At 73.9% G+C, this 16,002-nt stretch carries 13 protein-coding genes and 1 tRNA gene; 7 read left to right on the top strand and 7 right to left on the bottom strand.

What is annotated here, in order from left to right; translation table 11 throughout:
• Positions 1 to 74 precede the first annotated feature (74 nt).
• The 4 genes from HGB54_RS07095 to HGB54_RS07110 all read right to left on the bottom strand — a co-directional run bounded on the left by HGB54_RS07095 (position 75) and on the right by HGB54_RS07110 (position 7,083).
• Positions 75 to 3,551, bottom strand: a complete 3,477-nt coding sequence (locus HGB54_RS07095) for an error-prone DNA polymerase (protein ID WP_168915817.1) — start codon at positions 3,549 to 3,551, stop codon at positions 75 to 77.
• Positions 3,552 to 3,581: 30 nt separating this feature from the next.
• The gene (locus tag HGB54_RS07100; protein WP_168915818.1) at positions 3,582 to 5,195 is read right to left on the bottom strand and encodes a DNA polymerase Y family protein; all 1,614 of its coding nucleotides are present in this window, start codon (positions 5,193 to 5,195) and stop codon (positions 3,582 to 3,584) included.
• Positions 5,195 to 6,025: a hypothetical protein gene (locus HGB54_RS07105; protein WP_168915819.1), complete on the bottom strand. Its 831-nt coding sequence runs from the start codon at positions 6,023 to 6,025 to the stop codon at positions 5,195 to 5,197. Before HGB54_RS07105 ends, HGB54_RS07100 begins: the two co-directional genes overlap by 1 nt.
• Positions 6,026 to 6,249: 224 nt before the next feature.
• Positions 6,250 to 7,083, bottom strand: a complete 834-nt coding sequence (locus tag HGB54_RS07110; protein WP_228545724.1) for a hypothetical protein — start codon at positions 7,081 to 7,083, stop codon at positions 6,250 to 6,252.
• A 36-nt stretch (positions 7,084 to 7,119) separates the two neighbouring features.
• On the opposite strand from HGB54_RS07110, the gene HGB54_RS07115 reads away from it, so the two are divergent.
• Together HGB54_RS07115 and HGB54_RS07120 are read left to right on the top strand one after the other, a co-directional pair.
• On the top strand, positions 7,120 to 7,491 hold the full coding sequence (locus HGB54_RS07115) for a DUF2834 domain-containing protein (protein ID WP_168915820.1): 372 nt from the start codon (positions 7,120 to 7,122) through the stop codon (positions 7,489 to 7,491).
• Positions 7,488 to 8,264 carry a Pr6Pr family membrane protein gene (locus tag HGB54_RS07120; RefSeq protein WP_168915821.1) on the top strand — a complete coding sequence of 259 codons (777 nt, stop codon included), beginning with the start codon at positions 7,488 to 7,490 and terminating at the stop codon, positions 8,262 to 8,264. Before HGB54_RS07115 ends, HGB54_RS07120 begins: the two co-directional genes overlap by 4 nt.
• Here HGB54_RS07120 and HGB54_RS07125 read toward each other — a convergent pair.
• Together HGB54_RS07125 and HGB54_RS07130 are read right to left on the bottom strand one after the other, a co-directional pair.
• Positions 8,170 to 9,570, bottom strand: a complete 1,401-nt coding sequence (locus HGB54_RS07125) for a flavin monoamine oxidase family protein (protein ID WP_168915822.1) — start codon at positions 9,568 to 9,570, stop codon at positions 8,170 to 8,172. The genes HGB54_RS07120 and HGB54_RS07125 overlap by 95 nt on opposite strands.
• A 201-nt stretch (positions 9,571 to 9,771) precedes the next feature.
• A tRNA-Leu gene (locus tag HGB54_RS07130) sits at positions 9,772 to 9,856 on the bottom strand.
• Positions 9,857 to 9,958: 102 nt separating this feature from the next.
• On the opposite strand from HGB54_RS07130, the gene HGB54_RS07135 reads away from it, so the two are divergent.
• Both HGB54_RS07135 and HGB54_RS07140 read left to right on the top strand, forming a co-directional pair.
• Positions 9,959 to 11,284 (top strand): M20/M25/M40 family metallo-hydrolase, encoded by a 1,326-nt coding sequence (locus HGB54_RS07135; RefSeq protein ID WP_168915823.1) that lies wholly within the window; start codon positions 9,959 to 9,961, stop codon positions 11,282 to 11,284.
• Positions 11,285 to 11,293: 9 nt separating this feature from the next.
• Positions 11,294 to 12,130, top strand: a complete 837-nt coding sequence (locus HGB54_RS07140) for an undecaprenyl-diphosphate phosphatase (RefSeq protein WP_168915824.1) — start codon at positions 11,294 to 11,296, stop codon at positions 12,128 to 12,130.
• Positions 12,131 to 12,142: 12 nt separating this feature from the next.
• Here the strand turns inward: HGB54_RS07140 and HGB54_RS07145 are convergent, their stop codons facing one another.
• Positions 12,143 to 13,135: a PAC2 family protein gene (locus HGB54_RS07145; RefSeq protein WP_168915825.1), complete on the bottom strand. Its 993-nt coding sequence runs from the start codon at positions 13,133 to 13,135 to the stop codon at positions 12,143 to 12,145.
• Positions 13,136 to 13,220: 85 nt separating this feature from the next.
• On the opposite strand from HGB54_RS07145, the gene HGB54_RS07150 reads away from it, so the two are divergent.
• From HGB54_RS07150 to HGB54_RS07160, 3 genes are read left to right on the top strand one after another with little or no spacing between them, the layout of a single operon-like run.
• The gene (locus HGB54_RS07150) at positions 13,221 to 13,916 is read left to right on the top strand and encodes an HAD family hydrolase (RefSeq protein WP_267237824.1); all 696 of its coding nucleotides are present in this window, start codon (positions 13,221 to 13,223) and stop codon (positions 13,914 to 13,916) included.
• On the top strand, positions 13,913 to 14,977 hold the full coding sequence (locus tag HGB54_RS07155) for a tRNA (adenine-N1)-methyltransferase (protein WP_168915826.1): 1,065 nt from the start codon (positions 13,913 to 13,915) through the stop codon (positions 14,975 to 14,977). Before HGB54_RS07150 ends, HGB54_RS07155 begins: the two co-directional genes overlap by 4 nt.
• Positions 14,978 to 15,017: 40 nt before the next feature.
• Positions 15,018 to 15,998 carry an FKBP-type peptidyl-prolyl cis-trans isomerase gene (locus HGB54_RS07160; protein WP_168915827.1) on the top strand — a complete coding sequence of 327 codons (981 nt, stop codon included), beginning with the start codon at positions 15,018 to 15,020 and terminating at the stop codon, positions 15,996 to 15,998.
• Positions 15,999 to 16,002: the final 4 nt, after the last annotated feature.

Below are 16,002 nucleotides of genomic sequence, written 5' to 3' on the forward strand. Positions count from 1 at the left end.
CTGCGGCACGCTCATCGGGGGAGTGCCGCGTCGCGGCCGGCGCGCTCCGCGCGTCGTGGCTCACCGGTCGCGGGTCACCGGAAGTCCCGGCTCGGCATCGTCGCCGTGAGCGGCAGGGCCTCCACCCTGTCGGCGACGATGTTGATGACGCCCTCCGCCGAGCGCTCGAGGGTGCCGCGCACGATGAGGGCCTTCGCCTCGCGCACGACGCGGCGGTAGCGGCCCCAGAGGCCGACGCTGCAGATGACGTTGACGAGCCCGGTCTCGTCCTCGAGGTTGATGAAGGTGATGCCGCTCGCCGTGGCGGGGCGCTGCCGGTGGGTGACGACCCCGGCGACCTCGACGCGGCGGCCGGGCTCGGCGGTGCGCAGCGCGCGGGCGCTGAGCACGCCGCGCCGGCCGAGCGCCGGGCGGGCGTAGCGCACGGGGTGGTCGCCGGGGGCGATGCCCGTCGACACGAGGTTGGCGACCATCGTCTCGCCGTCGTCGAGGTCGGTGAACAGCGGCGGCTGCACGGCGACGACGCTGCCCGGCAGGTACTCGGGGCGGGCCTGGGCCGCGGCGCCCGCGGCCCAGAGGGCTTCGCGCCGGGTGAGGCCGAGCACGTCGAAGGCGCCGGCGGTGGCGAGGGCCTCGACCTGCGCGGCGGTGAGCCCGGTGCGGTACACGAGCTCGGTGAGGTCGCGGTACGGGCCGCCGCGCTCGCGCTCGGCGACGATGCGCTCGGCGGTGGGGCGGCCGATGCCGGTCACCGCTCCGAGGCCGAGCCGCACGGCCAGGTCGCCGTCGCGGCGGTGGGCGGCGCAGTCGTCGGCGGTGCCCCCGGGGCCCGCGGCGTCGAACTCGGGCACGGGCGGCTGCCGGCGGTGGAGGCACTGCTCGCGCCCGGTCGCGGCGGCGCGCCGGGCATCCACCGGGATGGGCGCCCACGCGTCGTCGACGACGAGGTCGACCCTCTCCATGCCGGCCTCGACGCCGGAGCGCAGGATGCACGGGGTGCGCACCTCGACGCCGTGCCGCTCGGCGTCGGCGGTGAGGCTCGCGGGGGAGTAGAAGCCCATGGGCTGGGCGCGCAGCAGCGAGGCGAGGAAGATGCCGGGGTGGTGCAGCTTGATCCACGAGCTGGCGTAGACGAGCAGGCCGAAGCTGAGGGAGTGGCTCTCGGCGAAGCCGAAGTTGGCGAAGGCCTGGATGCGGCCGTAGATCTCGTCGGCGAGGCGCCCGGTGATGCCGTTGCCCGCCATGCCGGCGTAGAGGGTCTCGCGCAGCGACTCGATGCGCTCGAGGCCGCGCTTGCTGCCCATGGCGCGGCGCAGCAGGTCGGCGTCGTCGCCCGTGCAGCCGCCAACGGCCATAGCGATCTGCATGAGCTGCTCCTGGAAGACGGGCACGCCGAGCGTGCGCTCGAGCGGCTCGACGAGTTTCGGGTGGTCGTAGACGATGGGCTCCTCGCCGAGCTTGCGGCGCACGAAGGGGTGCACGGCGCCGCCCTGGATAGGGCCGGGGCGCACGAGGGCGATCTGCACGACGAGGTCGTAGAACTTGCGCGGCTGCAGGCGCGGCAGCAGGCCCATCTGCGCCCGGCTCTCGACCTGGAACACGCCGATCGAGTCGGCGCGGCAGAGCATGTCGTAGACGGCCTGCTCCTCCTTCGGCAGGGTCGCGAGCTCCCAGTCCTCGTCGAGGTGCTCGCGCATGAGGTCGAAGGCGTACTGCAGGGCGGCGAGCATGCCGAGTCCGAGCAGGTCGAACTTGACGAGGCCCATCCAGGCGCAGTCGTCCTTGTCCCACTGCAGAACCGTGCGCCCCTCCATGCGGGCGTGCTCGATGGGCACGATCTCGCCGACGGGCCGATCGGTGAGCACCATGCCGCCGGAGTGGATGCCGAGGTGCCGCGGGTAGGTGAGCACCTGCTGGGCGAGGGCGACGACGGGGGCGGGGATGTCGTGGTCGTCGCTCGAGAGCACGGCGCCCCAGCGCTCGACCTGCTTCGACCAGGCGTCCTGCTGGCCCGTCGAGTGCCCGAGCGCGCGCGCCATGTCTCGGACGGCGTTCTTGGGGCGGTAGCTGATGACGTTGGCGACCTGGGCGGCGTTGCGGCGGCCGTACTTCGTAAAGACGTACTGGATGACCTCCTCGCGCCGGTCGGAGTCGAAGTCGACGTCGATGTCGGGCTCCTCGTCGCGCAGCGCGGAGAGGAACCGCTCGAAGGGCAGCTTGTAGGCGATGGAATCGACGGCGGTGATGTCGAGCAGGTAGCAGACGGCCGAGTTCGCGGCCGAGCCGCGGCCCTGGCAGAGGATGCCGCGGGAGCGGGCGAACTGCACGATGTCGTGCACGATGAGGAAGTAGCCGGGGAAGTCCTTCTGCTCGATGACGTCGAGCTCGCGGCCGATGCGGGCGCGGTCGGCCTCGGTGGCCTCGGGGTAGCGGCGCGGCACGGCCGCCCAGACGAGGTGCCGCAGCCAGCTCATCGGGGTGTGCCCCTCGGGCACCCGCTGCCTGGGCAGCGCGGGCTTCGCCTGCCGCAGCGGGAACCCGAGCTGCTGCGCGAGCTCGACGCTGCACTCGACGGCCCCGGGGTGGCGGGCGAAGCGCTCGGCCATCTCGGTGCCGCTGCGCAGGTGGGCGGTACCGGCGGGCGGCAGCCAGCCCTCCATCTCGTCGAGGCTTCGGCGGGCGCGCAGCGCGGCGAAGGCGCTCGCGAGGGGGTGCCGGGCGGGGGAGGCGTAGTGCACGGCGCCCGTGGCGACGATCGGCAGGCCGCGCTCGCGGGCGAGGGCGGCGAGCACGTCGTTGTGCACGGTGTCGAGGGGGCGGCCGTGGTCGATGAGCTCGACGACGACGGAGTCCGCTCCGAACCGGTCGACGAGGGCGTCGAGCGCGCGGCCGGCGGCATCGCGCGCCGCCCGGGTCGGCAGCGCGGCATCGCCGAGGGCGGCGCGCACGGCGCCCTTGCGGCATCCGGTGAGGATGACCCACTCGCCCCGCCCGCTGTCGGCCAGATCGTCGAGCCGGTACACCGGGCGCCCCTTCTCGCCGCCGGCGAGCTGCCCCTCGGTGAGGGCGGCCGCGAGCCGGTGGTAGCCCGACTGCCCCCGGGCCAGCACGAGCAGGTGCGTGCCCTCGGGGTCGGCGACGCCCTGCTGCGGGCCGGTGAGGTCGAGGCTCAGCTCGGCGCCGAAGACGGTGGTGAGCCCGTGCGCCTCGGCCGCCTCGGCGAGCCGAACGACGCCGTAGAGGCCGTCGTGGTCGGTGAGGGCGAGCCCGGTGAGGCCGAGCCGCGCGGCCTCCTCCAAGAGCTCCTCGGGGCTCGAGGCCCCGTCGAGGAACGAGAACGAGGAGTGCGCGTGCAGCTCGGCGTAGGGGACGAGCTGATCGTCATCGGGCCGCTCGATCGCGGCGGGCTGGTAGGGCGCGCGCTTGGCCGACCAGGCGGGGGAGTCGCCGCCGTCGGCCCCGGGCGGCGGGGCCGTGCCGGGGCGGGTGCCGTCGCGCAGGGCGCGCTCGAACTCGCTCCACGGGATGGGCGGGTTGTGCCAGCCGGCCATCAGCGCACCGCCCCGCTCGTCGCTGCGCGCTCAGTCATACTTCGCCTCCGCCCACCAGCTCGTGCCCTCGAGCACGAGCAGCCAGGCGATGCCGGCGGCGTCGACGACCTGCAGCCGGTGCGCGCGGCGGGCGCGCGCCGGATCCCACCAGCGCTCGTCGAGCGGCCAGGGCCCCGCCCAGGATCCGATGGGGCGCACCGCCCCGCCGGCGCTGGGGGAGAAGCCCGCGGGCGGCGCGCTGAGCCGCAGGCGCTCGTCGACCGTGACGACCTCGCCCCGGGCATCCAGCACGGTGACGGGGTGGCGCGAGGGGTAGACGGTCGCGGGGGCGGGCTGCGGCAGCGCCCCGGGCCACGGCCGGTCGACGGGGCGGGCGAGCACGGCGCGGTCGCCCCAGGGCACGAGCACCCGCCGCTCGGCGGGGGTGCGCCCGCCCGAGCGCTGCGGGGTGAGCACGGCCTCGTGCCCGAGCAGGCTCTGCACGCGCGAGAGGGCGTGGTGCACGCGCTCGTCGGGCCCGGAGCCCCAGAGCCCCGGCTCGTGGTGGGCGAGGGCGTCGAGGCTCTCGGGCACGATGCGTACGCGCGTGATGGGGGCGCGCAGGTCGGGCAGTCCCGGGCCCATCGCGCCGCCGCCCGGCCCCGGCGCACCGCCGCCGCCCGCACCACCGGGCCGCGCCCCGAGCACGCGCGTCGCCCCGCTGAGCTGCCAGCGCACGCGGTCGACGATCTCGCTCGGCCGGAACGAGCGCGGGTGCAGCCAGGCGCGCTCCTGCTCGCCGCCGAGCTCGTCGCGGAACCCGATGCGGATCGCGGTGGCGACGAGCCGGTGCCCGGCGAGGGTCTCGACGACCTCGTCGGCGAGCCGGCGCACGGCGAAGGCGACCTGGTCGACCCGGTCGAGGGGAGGCTCGAACTCGATGACGCGCTCGAGGTCGAGCGGCGGGATGCGCGGCACGAGCAGGCTCGCATCGTGAGCCGAGGCGAGCGCGTGCCGGTGGGCCCCCCGCTCGCCGAACCGCGCGCGCACGGCCTCGTCGGGCAGGGCGGCGAACTCGCCGAGGGTGCGGATGCCGAGCCGGCGCAGCAGGGTGGCGAGCTCGGGGTCGTCGAGCACGGTGACGGGGTGGGCGGCGAGGAACGCCGCCGAGGCGCCGGCCGGCACGATGCGCACGGGGGCGTCGGCGGGGGCATCCCGCGCGGCGAGGTCGGCGGTGAAGGCGCCGTCGGCGATGCCGATGCGCGCGTCGGTCACCCCATCCTCGATGAGAGCGGCGCGCAGCGCGAGCGCGGCCGCCCGCTCGCCGCCGTAGTAGCGGGAGGGCCCGCGGGCGCCGATCACGACGAGCCCGGGCCGCACGACCTGCACCCCGGCGACGAGCCCCTCGAGGGCGTCCACGAGCGGGCCGAAGACCCGGTGGTCGCGGTCGTCGTCGTGCGGCACGACGGTGAGCGCCGGGGCGAGCGACTGCGCCTCGCGGCGTCGCATGCCCCGCCGCACGCCCTGCGCCCGGGCCGCGGCCGAGCAGGCAACGACGCGGTTGGCGCTCACGACGGCGAGCACGGCGCCGGGCTTCGCCTGCCCGTCGCGCACGACGGCGAGCACCGGCCAGTCGGGCACCCAGAGGCAGAGCGCGCGCAGCATCAGCCGACCTCGCGCCAGCGCTGCTCGGCGCGGACGGCGGCGGGCCGGGTGCGCCCCGCGCCGAGCGGCGGGTCGAGCCGACGGATGCCCTGCTCGGGGTCGGGCATGAGCAGCCGCCCGCTCGCGGGCCGCCCCGAGCGCCTGCTCGTCACCGTGAGGGTCACCTCGCGACTGGTCAGGTAGCCGGAGCCCGCTCCGAGCCCCGACCACCGGCTCTCGGTGAGGCTGATCATCGCCTCGGTCTGCGGCCAGGCGCCGAGCACGAGCAGGGTCGAGCCGCGCTCGCGCAGCCGGCCGGCGAGCTTCGCCACCGCGCCGTCGCTGGCCGCCCGCCCGGGCTTGACGACGATGACGCCGAGCGCATCCGCGATGGAGGCCGTGACGGTGAGCCACTGGTCGCCGGGGTGCGGCACGAGCACGAGCCGGTCGAGGTCGATGCCCATGGCCTCGGCGGCCTCGATGCCGAACTCGGGCATGCCGACGACGCCGCACCACGAGCCCGCGGCGGAGGGGCCGGCGAGCAGCGCCATGATGAGCGCGCTGGAGCCGCTGACAGAGTAGGCGGCGCCCTCCTTCAGCCCGCCGTCGGGCAGCAGGTCGGCGAGCGCCTCGTGCGTCGGCTTCAGCCGGGTATCGAGGGTCGTGCGCTGCAGCGAGTCGATGCGGGCCTGCAGCGCCTGCACGGTGTCGACCGTCTGCAGCCGCGCCCCGCTCGGCGCTGCGGCGAGCGCCGCCGACCCCGAGCCCGACCCGGAACCGGAGACCGAGCCCGCACGCACCCCGGAGGCCGCGTCGAGCGACGCGGCAGGGGAGAGGGCGAGAGCCGGCATGACTCCATAGTCGAACATACGTTCGAATATGGCAACTGCCACCGACATTCGACGGCGTGTCGACGATCAGGGCGGGATGCTCGGCGCGTCTCGTTCACCGCCCCGTGTCCGTCCTGCACGGCGAATCGGGCGACACGCCGAGCGACGGGTCCTCTTCCGACGCGTCCGCTAGAAGTCCGCGCGAGACGGACACCCTGCGGCGGCCGGCTCCGCGACCCCGGCCTCTACAGCCCGAGCTCCTCGACCCGCGCCCGCAGGAACGCCGCCCCCGCGTGATCGTGCACGAGCTCGCCGAGCACGATCACCTCGTACTCGCGCTCGAGCACGCCGTCGGCGGGCCGCACGTCGACGTGGGCGACATCCAGACCGACGGCGTGCACGTGGTCGGCCATGAGGTAGTCCGAGCGCGAGTCGCCGACCGAGTACCAGCGGCGAGCGCCGACCCCGTGCGCCGAGAACCACTGCAGGGCCCGTTCGGCCCCGCGATCCTTGTCGAGGCGCACCGACTCGATGTCGGTCGAGATGATCGTCGGATCGATGCGGAACGGCACGGCGCCCGAGGCGTCGGGCAGCGAGCGGGAGCCGTACCGGATCCCCACCCCGAGCGAGCCGAGCAGCGAGTACGCCGCCGCCTGGAACGCCGTCTGGGCGGTGCGGTACACCTCGGCCGGGGCATCCACCCGCTGCTCGAGCGAGACCATGACGCGCTTGCCCTCGTCGACGAACATCGCGTGCCCGTAGTGCTCGCGCGCGAGCTGCTCGACGGCCGACCGCGCAGCAGCAGGCAGCGCGACGCTCTCGTCGATCTCGAGCGCGCCGAGCCCCGCGGGCGTGATGGGCGCCCACACCCCGCCCTTCTCGAACACCCCGAACACCAGAGCATCGGAGCGCAGACCCGAGGTCACGAGCCGCGACACCACCTGCGAGCGCATGAACTCGTCGCTGCGCCCGGTGATGAACGCGATCGGGATGCCGGCGTGCGCGAGCGTCAGCAGATCCTCGACGATCGAGGGGATCGCGATGGTGCGCGACTCGGGGCTCGCGATGGGCCCGTCCACGTCGAGCAGCAGCCCGAACGGGGCGATGATGTCTGCATGACCCGACTGAGCACCCTGACCCGTCACTGGACTCCTCGCGCCATCGTGTTCCTCGTTCTCGCGGTGATCGGCCTCGTCGGCACCTGGACGTACAACGTCATCGCCATCATCGAGCGCAACGACTTCCTGGGCGACTGGTTCAATAATGGCCCGGCCGTCGGATCCCTCACGACCGACCTGCTGATCATGGCCGTCACGGGCTGCGCCTTCATCGTCATCGAGGGCCGGCGCCTCGGCATGAGGCACCTGTGGGCGTACATCGCCTTCTCCGGCCTGACAGCGATCGCCTTCACCTTCCCGCTGTTCCTGGCGAACCGCGAGCGGGCGATCCAGCAGCGGGCCGAGAGCATGGCACCCTCGGTGGAATGAGTCTCCGATCCGACGCGGCCGTCCTGGCGCGCCGTCGGATCTTCGGGGTGCTGCGCCTGCTCGCGGCCGTCACGGGCGTGATCGCCCTCGTCGCGCGCTTCGACTACGGCCTCGGCTTCAGCGCCTTCGCCTCGGCGAACTTCTTCGCGTACCTCACCGTGCAGAGCAACATGGTGGCGGTGGTCGCGAACACCGCCTGCGGCATCGTGGCCCTGCGGCGCGCATCCGACCCCTGGTGGATGCCCGGCCTGCGCCTCGCCGTCACCAGCTTCCTCCTCGTCGCCGGCATCGTGTTCGCCATCCTCGCCGCGCAGGCCTCCGAGCGCGGCTACCGGCTCGACGTGCCGTGGAGCGACCAGATCCTGCACTACTGGCTGCCGGCGTACCTGCTGCTCGACTGGCTCTTCGCCCCGGGGGAGCGCCGGGTGAGCTGGCGCATCCTCGCCGTCGTCGTCGGCTACCCGATCGGCTGGGGCGTCGTCACCCTCATCCGCGGGCCGCTCGTCGGCTGGTACCCGTACTTCTTCCTCGACCCGGCGCAGGTGAGCGGCTTCGGCGAGTTCGCGCTGCTCAGCCTCGCCGCGCTGGCGCTCTTCGCCCTCATCGCCTCGCTGCTCATCCTCGAGGGCCGGTTCCACCCGCTGCGGCGCCTCGAATCGGCGATCGGGATGCTGCGCCTCAGTCGCGCAGGAACGGCTCCAGCGCCGCGACCACCGCGTCGGTGGCCTGCTCGTCGCCGAGCCCCGCGAACCGCCGGGCCTCCGCCCCGCTGAGCAGCCCCACGAGCACGGCGTCGCCCGTCACGGGCTGGAGGTTGACCCAGGTGCGGATGTCGGGGCCGCCGTCGGTCGGCACGAGGCTCCAGGTCTCGGCGCGCTCCGTCCAGACCGCCTCGGCGTAGCGCACCCACACGGTCTCGAGGTACCCGACCCCGAGCGCGGCGATGCCCCGGCGGTTGACGAGCGGCAGCTCGGGCTCGAAGGTGATGCCGCCCGACTGCAGCACGCCCAGCGGCACGGTCATGACGGCGCGGTCGACGGTGAGCGACTCGCCCGCCCCGAGGCGCAGGCTCAGCGAGCCCTCGTCGCGCTGCACGGTGGTGACCGCGCTCGACTGCAGCACGTCGATGCCGTCGAGCAGCGAGTCGACGTAGCGCGCGAGCCCGCCGATCGAGAGCAGCCGGTCGCCGCTCGGCAGCTCGTCGAGCGCGTAGCGGGTGGAGATGCGGCGGGCCTCTGCGCCCGTGGCGATGCCGAGCCCGTCCGTGTAGAGCCCGACGGCGGCGCGCGGGCTGGGCGCGCTCGGCGCGGGGGCCTCGTCGGGGAGCGCGCCGAGCAGGGCGATCGCGCCGCTCACGGGGAGGTCGAAGGCGACGGTCTCGGCCGTGGCGGCGACGGAGGCGTCGATCGCGACGACCGCTTCCTCCACGAGGGCCGCGTCGAGCTGCTGCTCGGCCGTGCGCACGCTCGTGCGCCGCAGCGGCGCGGTCTCGACCCCGGCCTCCTCGAGGGCGGCGAGCAGCACGTCGTCGCGCCCCTCGCGCAGCCACAGCGCGCCGAGCTCGTCGGGCTGCTGGTCGTCGCCGTCGATCGTGCGGATGCGGCCGCCGACGCGCTCGCGCGCCTCGATGAGCAGCACCTCGAAGCCGGCGTCGCGGATGCGCCGGGCGGCGATCGCCCCGGCGAGCCCCGCGCCGACGACGGCGATGCGCTCGCCCTCCGCCGCGACGGCGAGCAGCTCCTCCGCGGCGCGCTCGCCGCTCTCGCGCGCGCCCTCGAGGCTGCTGGGGGCCGTGCGCGAGGTCGCCTCGCCGGCGAAGAAGAGGCGGTCGTCGACGGGGGCGGCGAGGTCGTCGCGCCGGTCGGGCGTCTCGCCGACGGGGATGAAGCTCGTCGCGCCCTGCGCGAAGCCGTCCCGCGTCCAGTCGCTGCGGCGGATCGAGAGCGGCCGCAGCGGATCGACGGGGGGAGGGGTGGTGGCGGTCGGCGCGGGCCGCGGCGGATCCGGCGTGCACGCGGCGAGCGCCAGCACCGAGACGCCGGCGGCACCGGCGAGGAGGCTGCGTCGCGTCACGGTCATCGCGCGCAACCCTACCGGGAGCATCCCTCGCCCGGATCGTCGCGACGGACGGACGGGACGAGCACGCCCCGGAACGACCGAACGGCCCCGGGAGCGATGCTCACCGGGGCCGTTCACCTGACGGATCAGGCCTGTCTCAACCAGGTCGTAAACCGGGTCTCACGGTCGAGCGGAGTCGAGCTCCATCCGACCGGACCAGCGTGCGCGAGGGGGGACTTGAACCCCCACGCCCTATCCGGGCACTAGCACCTCAAGCTAGCGCGTCTGCCATTTCCGCCACCCGCGCTGGTCCGGCTGCTCCGCACGAGGGCGGGGCAACCGAGAGACGACATTAGCACGTCCTCGGGGCCCCCTCGCACCGCGGCGAGCGCCGGGTAGCGTGGTCGTCATGGCAGGCGACGAGCTCCACGACACCGCCCGGATCGCGCGCGATCTCATCCGCTTCGACACGAGCAACTACGGCGAGGGGCGCAGCAACGGCGAGACCGAGGCGGCCGAGTACGTCGGCGCGCTGCTCACCGGGATGGGGCTCGAACCCGAGTTCATCGACGCCGCACCGGGGCGCACGAGCGTGATCGCCCGCGTCGACGGCTCGTACGAGCATCCCGTCGACACCGCCCGCGGCGAGCGTCCCGCGCTCGTCGTGCACGGCCACCTCGACGTCGTGCCCGCCGACCCCGCGAACTGGTCGGTCGACCCCTTCGCCGGCGAGATCCGCGACGGGATGCTGTGGGGCCGCGGCGCCGTCGACATGAAGAACATGGACGCGATGATCCTCACCGCGCTCGGCGAGATCCTCGGCTCGGGGGCGCGGCCGAACCGCGACCTCGTCGTGGCGTTCTTCTCCGACGAGGAGAACGGCGGCGTCTACGGCTCGCACCACCTCGTGCACCACCGCCCCGAGCACTTCGCCGGTGCGACGGAGGCCATCAGCGAGGTCGGCGGCTACTCGGTCGAGATCGGCGGCAAGCGCGCCTACCTGCTGCAGACGGGCGAGAAGGCCCTCGTCTGGATCCGCCTGCGCACCCGCGGCACGGCGGCCCACGGATCGCGCGTCATCCACGACAACGCGGTCACGAAGCTCGCCGAGGCGATCGCGCTCATCGGGCGGCGCGAGTGGCCGCTGCACCTCACCGGCACGACCGAGCGGCTGCTGGGCGAGATCGCCCGGCTGCTCGGCGTCGACCCCGAGCGCACCGGGCCCGACGAGCTCATGCTGCGCTCCGGCACCGCCGCGGGGTTCCTCACGGCGACCCTGCGCACGACGAGCAACCCGACGCTGCTGCAGGCCGGGTACAAGCACAACGTCATCCCCGACACGGCCGAGGCGCTCGTCGACATCCGCACCCTGCCTGGGGAGGAGGACGCCGTGCTCGCCGAGGTGCGGGCGATGCTGCCCGACGACGTCGAGATCGAGGTCGTCGTGCGAGATGTGGGCCTCGAGAACCCCTTCGAGGGGCCGCTCGTCGAGGCCATGGTCGCCACCCTGCAGCGGCACGACCCCGAGGCGCAGGTGCTGCCCTACCTGCTCAGCGGCGGCACCGACAACAAGGCGCTCAGCGAGCTCGGCATCACCGGCTACGGCTTCGCCCCGCTCAAGCTCACGCCCGACCTCGACTTCCCCGCCATGTTCCACGGGGTCGACGAGCGCGTGCCGCTCTCGGCGCTCGAGTTCGGCCACGCCGCGCTCACCGACCTGCTGCGCCGCTACTAGAGTCTGCGGGTGTCGTTCCTCGAAGCCCTCGTCCTCGGCCTCATCCAGGGCCTGACCGAGTTCCTGCCGATCTCCTCCAGCGCCCACCTCCGCATCGCCGGCGAGATCCTGCCGAGCGCGCAGGATCCGGGCGCGACCTTCACCGCGATCACGCAGATCGGCACGGAGCTCGCGGTGCTGCTCTACTTCTGGAAGGACATCACGCGCATCATCGGCGCGTGGTTCCGGCACGTGCTGCGGCGCGAGCTGCCCGCGAACCACCCCGACGTGCGGATGGGCTGGCTCATCATCATCGGCACGATCCCGATCGTCGTGGTCGGCTACCTCGCGCAGGAGTACATCCGCACCGCGTTCCGCTCGCTGTGGCTCGTGGCGATCGTGCTCATCGTCTTCGGCATCATCCTCGGCCTCGCCGACCGCCTCGGCCGGCGCGACCGCGAGCTGAACGAGCTGACCTACCCGCACGGGCTCGCCTACGGCGCCGCGCAGATGCTCGCGCTCGTGCCCGGCGTCTCGCGCTCCGGCGCGACGACGACCATGGGCCTCGCCCTCGGGTACACCCGGCCGGCGGCCGCGCGCTACGCGTTCCTGCTGGCCGTGCCCGCCGTCTTCGGCAGCGGGCTCTACGAGCTCGTCACGGCCATCCGCGAGCCGGGCGCGAGCCCCTTCTCGGCGCTCGAGATCACCGCCGCGACGGTCGTCGCCTTCGGGGTCGGCCTCGCCGTCATCGCGGGGCTCATGCGGTACATCTCGAAGCGCTCGTTCCTGCCCTTCGTGATCTACCGCGTCGTGCTCGGCAGCGCGCTGCTGATCCTGCTGGCGACGGGCGTGCTCGACCCGCTGTAGGCGCCCGAGCGGTCAGGCCGCCGAGGCCGGTCCGCTGCCGGTGCCGCTGTCGCCCTCGTCGTCCGCGGGAGCGGCCGCATCCGGATCGTCCGACTCCTGGGCCTCGCCCGGCTCCTCGTCGTCCTCGTGCGTGCGCAGGTACCGCTCGAACTCCTGCGCGATCGCCTCGCCGCTCGCCTCGGGCGCCTCCACGGCATCCCGGGCCCTCTCGAGCGCGACGATGTACGACGACATCTCCTCGTCGTCCTCGGCGAGGGAGTCGATGCCCTCCTCCCACGCGCGGGCCTCGTCGACGAGGTCGCCGCGGGGGATGGTCACGTCGACGAACTCCTCGAGCTTGTCGAGCAGGGCGAGGATGGCCTTGGGGGAGGGCGCGTTGTGCACGTAGTGGGGCACCGAGGCCCACAGCGTGACGACGGGGATGCCCACCTCCTCCGCCGCTGCCGCGATGACGCTGAGGATGCCGACGGGCCCCTCGTAGGTCGAGCGCTCGATCTCGAGCTCCTCCCGCACCTGCGCGTTCTCGCTGGAGGCGTGCACCGCGATCGGCCGCGAGTGCGGCACGTCGGCGAGCAGCGCGCCGAGCATGATGATGCCCGTGATATCGGCGGTGAGCGCCTGATCCATCGTCTCGGTGGCGAAGGTTCGCCAGCCGCGGCTCGGCTCGGTGCCGACGAGCAGGTAGATGTTGTCGTGGTTGGTGCCGCTGACGTTGAGGGGCGCCTCGGGCACGACGTCGCGGGGGAGACCGTCGTCGTTGGCGGGGCCGAACATCGTCACCGAGGGCCAGCGCAGCACGCGCCGCCCGTCGTCGGTCGTCTCGATCTGCGGCCGGTTCAGCTGGAAGTCGTAGTAGTCCTCGGGGTCGATGTCGGCGATCTCGACGACGTCGAGCACCTCCTTGAGGGCCTTGACCGCCCCGCTCGCCGCCTCGCCGGCGTCGTTCCAGCCCTCGAAGGCCACGACGAGCAGCCGTCCGCTGCGGAACAGATCGGTGGAGGTCACGCACTCGCCTTAGGGAATCGGGGGCCGTCCGCGCGGGCTCGCGCGGGGGACTCCCCAGGATAGAACGCCTCTAGACTCGACCGTCGTGACCACACCGCATCACGCCCCCGACCGGCCCGCCGCCGTGCTGTGGGACATGGACGGCACGATCGTCGACACCGAGCCGTACTGGATGTCCGCCGAGACCGCGCTCGTCGCCGAGCACGGCGGCACCTGGAGCCATGACGACGCCATGCAGCTCGTCGGCTCGGGCCTGGAGAATTCCGCCCGCATCCTGCAGCAGGCGGGTGTCTCCCTGTCGACGACGGCGATCATCGACCACCTGACCGATCGCGTCATGGCGCAGATCGCCGAGAGCGTGCCCTGGCGCCCGGGAGCGCGCGAGCTGCTGGCGGCGCTGCGCGCGGAGGGCATCCCCGTCGCCCTCGTCACCATGTCGCTGCGGCGCATGGCGCTCGCCGTGGCCGAGGCGATCGGCGACGACGTCTTCGCGGTGGTCGTCGCCGGCGACGACGTCGAGCACGCCAAGCCCCACCCCGAGCCGTACCTGCTGGCCGCCGAGCGCCTGGGCGTGCCCATCGAGCGCTGCGCCGCCATCGAGGACAGCGAGTTCGGGCTCGTCTCGGCCATCGCCTCGGGCGCGGCCGCGATCGGCGTGCCCTGCCACGTCGAGCTGCACGAGGCCCCGACCCACGTGCTCTGGCCGACCCTCGACGGTCGCGGCGTCGACGACCTGGCGCTCGCCCTGCACCGCCACCACCATCCGGAAGGCACCTCATGACCCTGCGCCGCCAGTCCGGCCCCTTCGTCATCGGCGATCAGGTGCAGCTCACCGACCCCAAGGGCCGGATGACGACCGTGACGCTCGAACCCGGCAAGGCCCTGCACACGCACCGCGGCATCCTGCCCCACGAGCAGCTCATCGGCCTCTCCGACGGCAGCGTCGTCGAGAACTCCGCCGGCGTCGTGTACCTGGCGCTGCGGCCGCTGCTCAACGATTTCGTGATGTCGATGCCGCGCGGTGCCGCGATCGTCTACCCGAAGGACGCGGGGCAGATCGTCTCGATCGCCGACGTGTTCCCGGGCGCGACGGTCGTCGAGGCCGGCGTGGGCTCGGGGGCTCTCTCGATGTCGCTGCTGCGCGCGATCGGCCCGACCGGCCGCCTGCTGAGCTTCGAGCGCCGGGCCGAGTTCGCCGACATCGCCCGCGGCAACGCCGCCGCCTTCTTCGGCGAGGCGCCCGAGAACTGGACGATCACCCTCGGCGATCTGCAGGATGCCCTGCCCGAGACCTGCGCGCCGGCCACGGTCGACCGGGTCGTGCTCGACATGCTCGCCCCCTGGGAGTGCCTCCCCGCCGTGGCCGAGGCGCTCGCCCCCGGCGGCGTCGTGCTCTGCTACGTCGCGACCGCGACCCAGCTCTCCCGCACGGCCGAGGCCATCCGGGGCATGGAGCGCTTCACCGAGCCGCTCTCCAGCGAGACGATGGTGCGGGGCTGGAACGTCGACGGCCTCTCGGTGCGCCCCGACCACCGCATGGTCGCCCACACCGGCTTCCTCATCACCGCGCGGCTGCTCGCTTCCGGCGCGCCGCCGTTCACGAAGGCGCGCCGCGGCTCGAAGACCGAGCACAGCGAGGAGGACGTCGAGCTGTGGACGCCCGGCGCGCTGGGCGACCGGCAGGCGAGCGACAAGCGCCTGCGCAAGGTCGTGCGCGAGTCGCAGTCGCTGGCCGAGCGCTCCGCCCTCCGCAACGCCCCGCGCGAGGCGCCCGCCGCGTCCTCCGACGATGCGTCCGAGGGCCCCGCCGCGACCCCCGATCAGCCCGAGGCCAGCCGGTAGAGTGGTCAGGCCCACCCCCACCGCGACAAGAAGAGGTTCCGTGCGCACTCCCGCTGCCGCGATCGTCCTGAGCGGCGTCCTGCTCGCCACCCTCACGGCATGCACGGTCCCTCCCGCCGACTGCGAGCCGCTCGTCGGCACCGGCCCTGGTGCCGCGACGGTCGACGCGAGCGGCGAGGTGGGGCAGACCCCCGAGGTGAGCTTCCCGACGCCCCTCATCTCCGAGGGCGCCGAGCAGTCCGTGCTCGTCGGGGGCGACGGCGCGCTCGTGCGCGAGGGCGCGATCGTCGACCTCGAGGTCAGCCTGTTCGACGCCGCGAGCGGCGAGCTCATCACCGCGACCGCGTACGACGACGAGCAGGACCCGCTGCGCACCACCGCGGGCGAGCCGGCCGAGGGCGCGACCACGCCGCTCTTCGCCGAGGTCGTGCAGTGCGCCGAGGTCGGCTCGCGCATCGCCGCGACCGCGACGATCGCCGACGTCTTCGGCTCGGGCGCGCTCGACCCCGCGCTCGGCTTCGAGGACGACGCACCCGTCGTCGCCGTCATCGACGTGGTGCAGAGCTACCTGGGCCGCGCGACGGGCCAGCCCCAGCTCGGCGCGCGGGGCGTGCCGGCCGTCGTCACGAGCCCCGAGGGCGTGCCCGGCGTCACCATCCCCGACGAGGAGGCCCCTGCCGAACTGCGCACGCACGTGCTCGTCACGGGCGACGGCGAGGAGGTCGCCGAGGGCGACCGCGTCGTGCTGCACTACACCGGCCTGCTCTGGGACGAGAAGACCGTGTTCGACTCGAGCTGGGAGCGCGGCGCAGCCTCCACCTTCACCGCCGCGAGCTTCGAGGACGACCCGGAGGGCGTCGTCCCCGGGCTCGCCGAGGGGCTCATCGGGCAGACCGTCGGCTCGCAGGTGATCGTCATCATCCCGCCGGAGGACGGCTACCCCGAGGGCCAGGCTCCCGCGAGCATCCCGCCGGGCTCGACGATGGTCTTCGTCGTCGACGTGCTCGGCATCGAGCAGTAGCGGG

It is taken from the genome of Microcella flavibacter (assembly GCF_012530535.1).
Taxonomy (GTDB): domain Bacteria; phylum Actinomycetota; class Actinomycetes; order Actinomycetales; family Microbacteriaceae; genus Microcella; species Microcella flavibacter.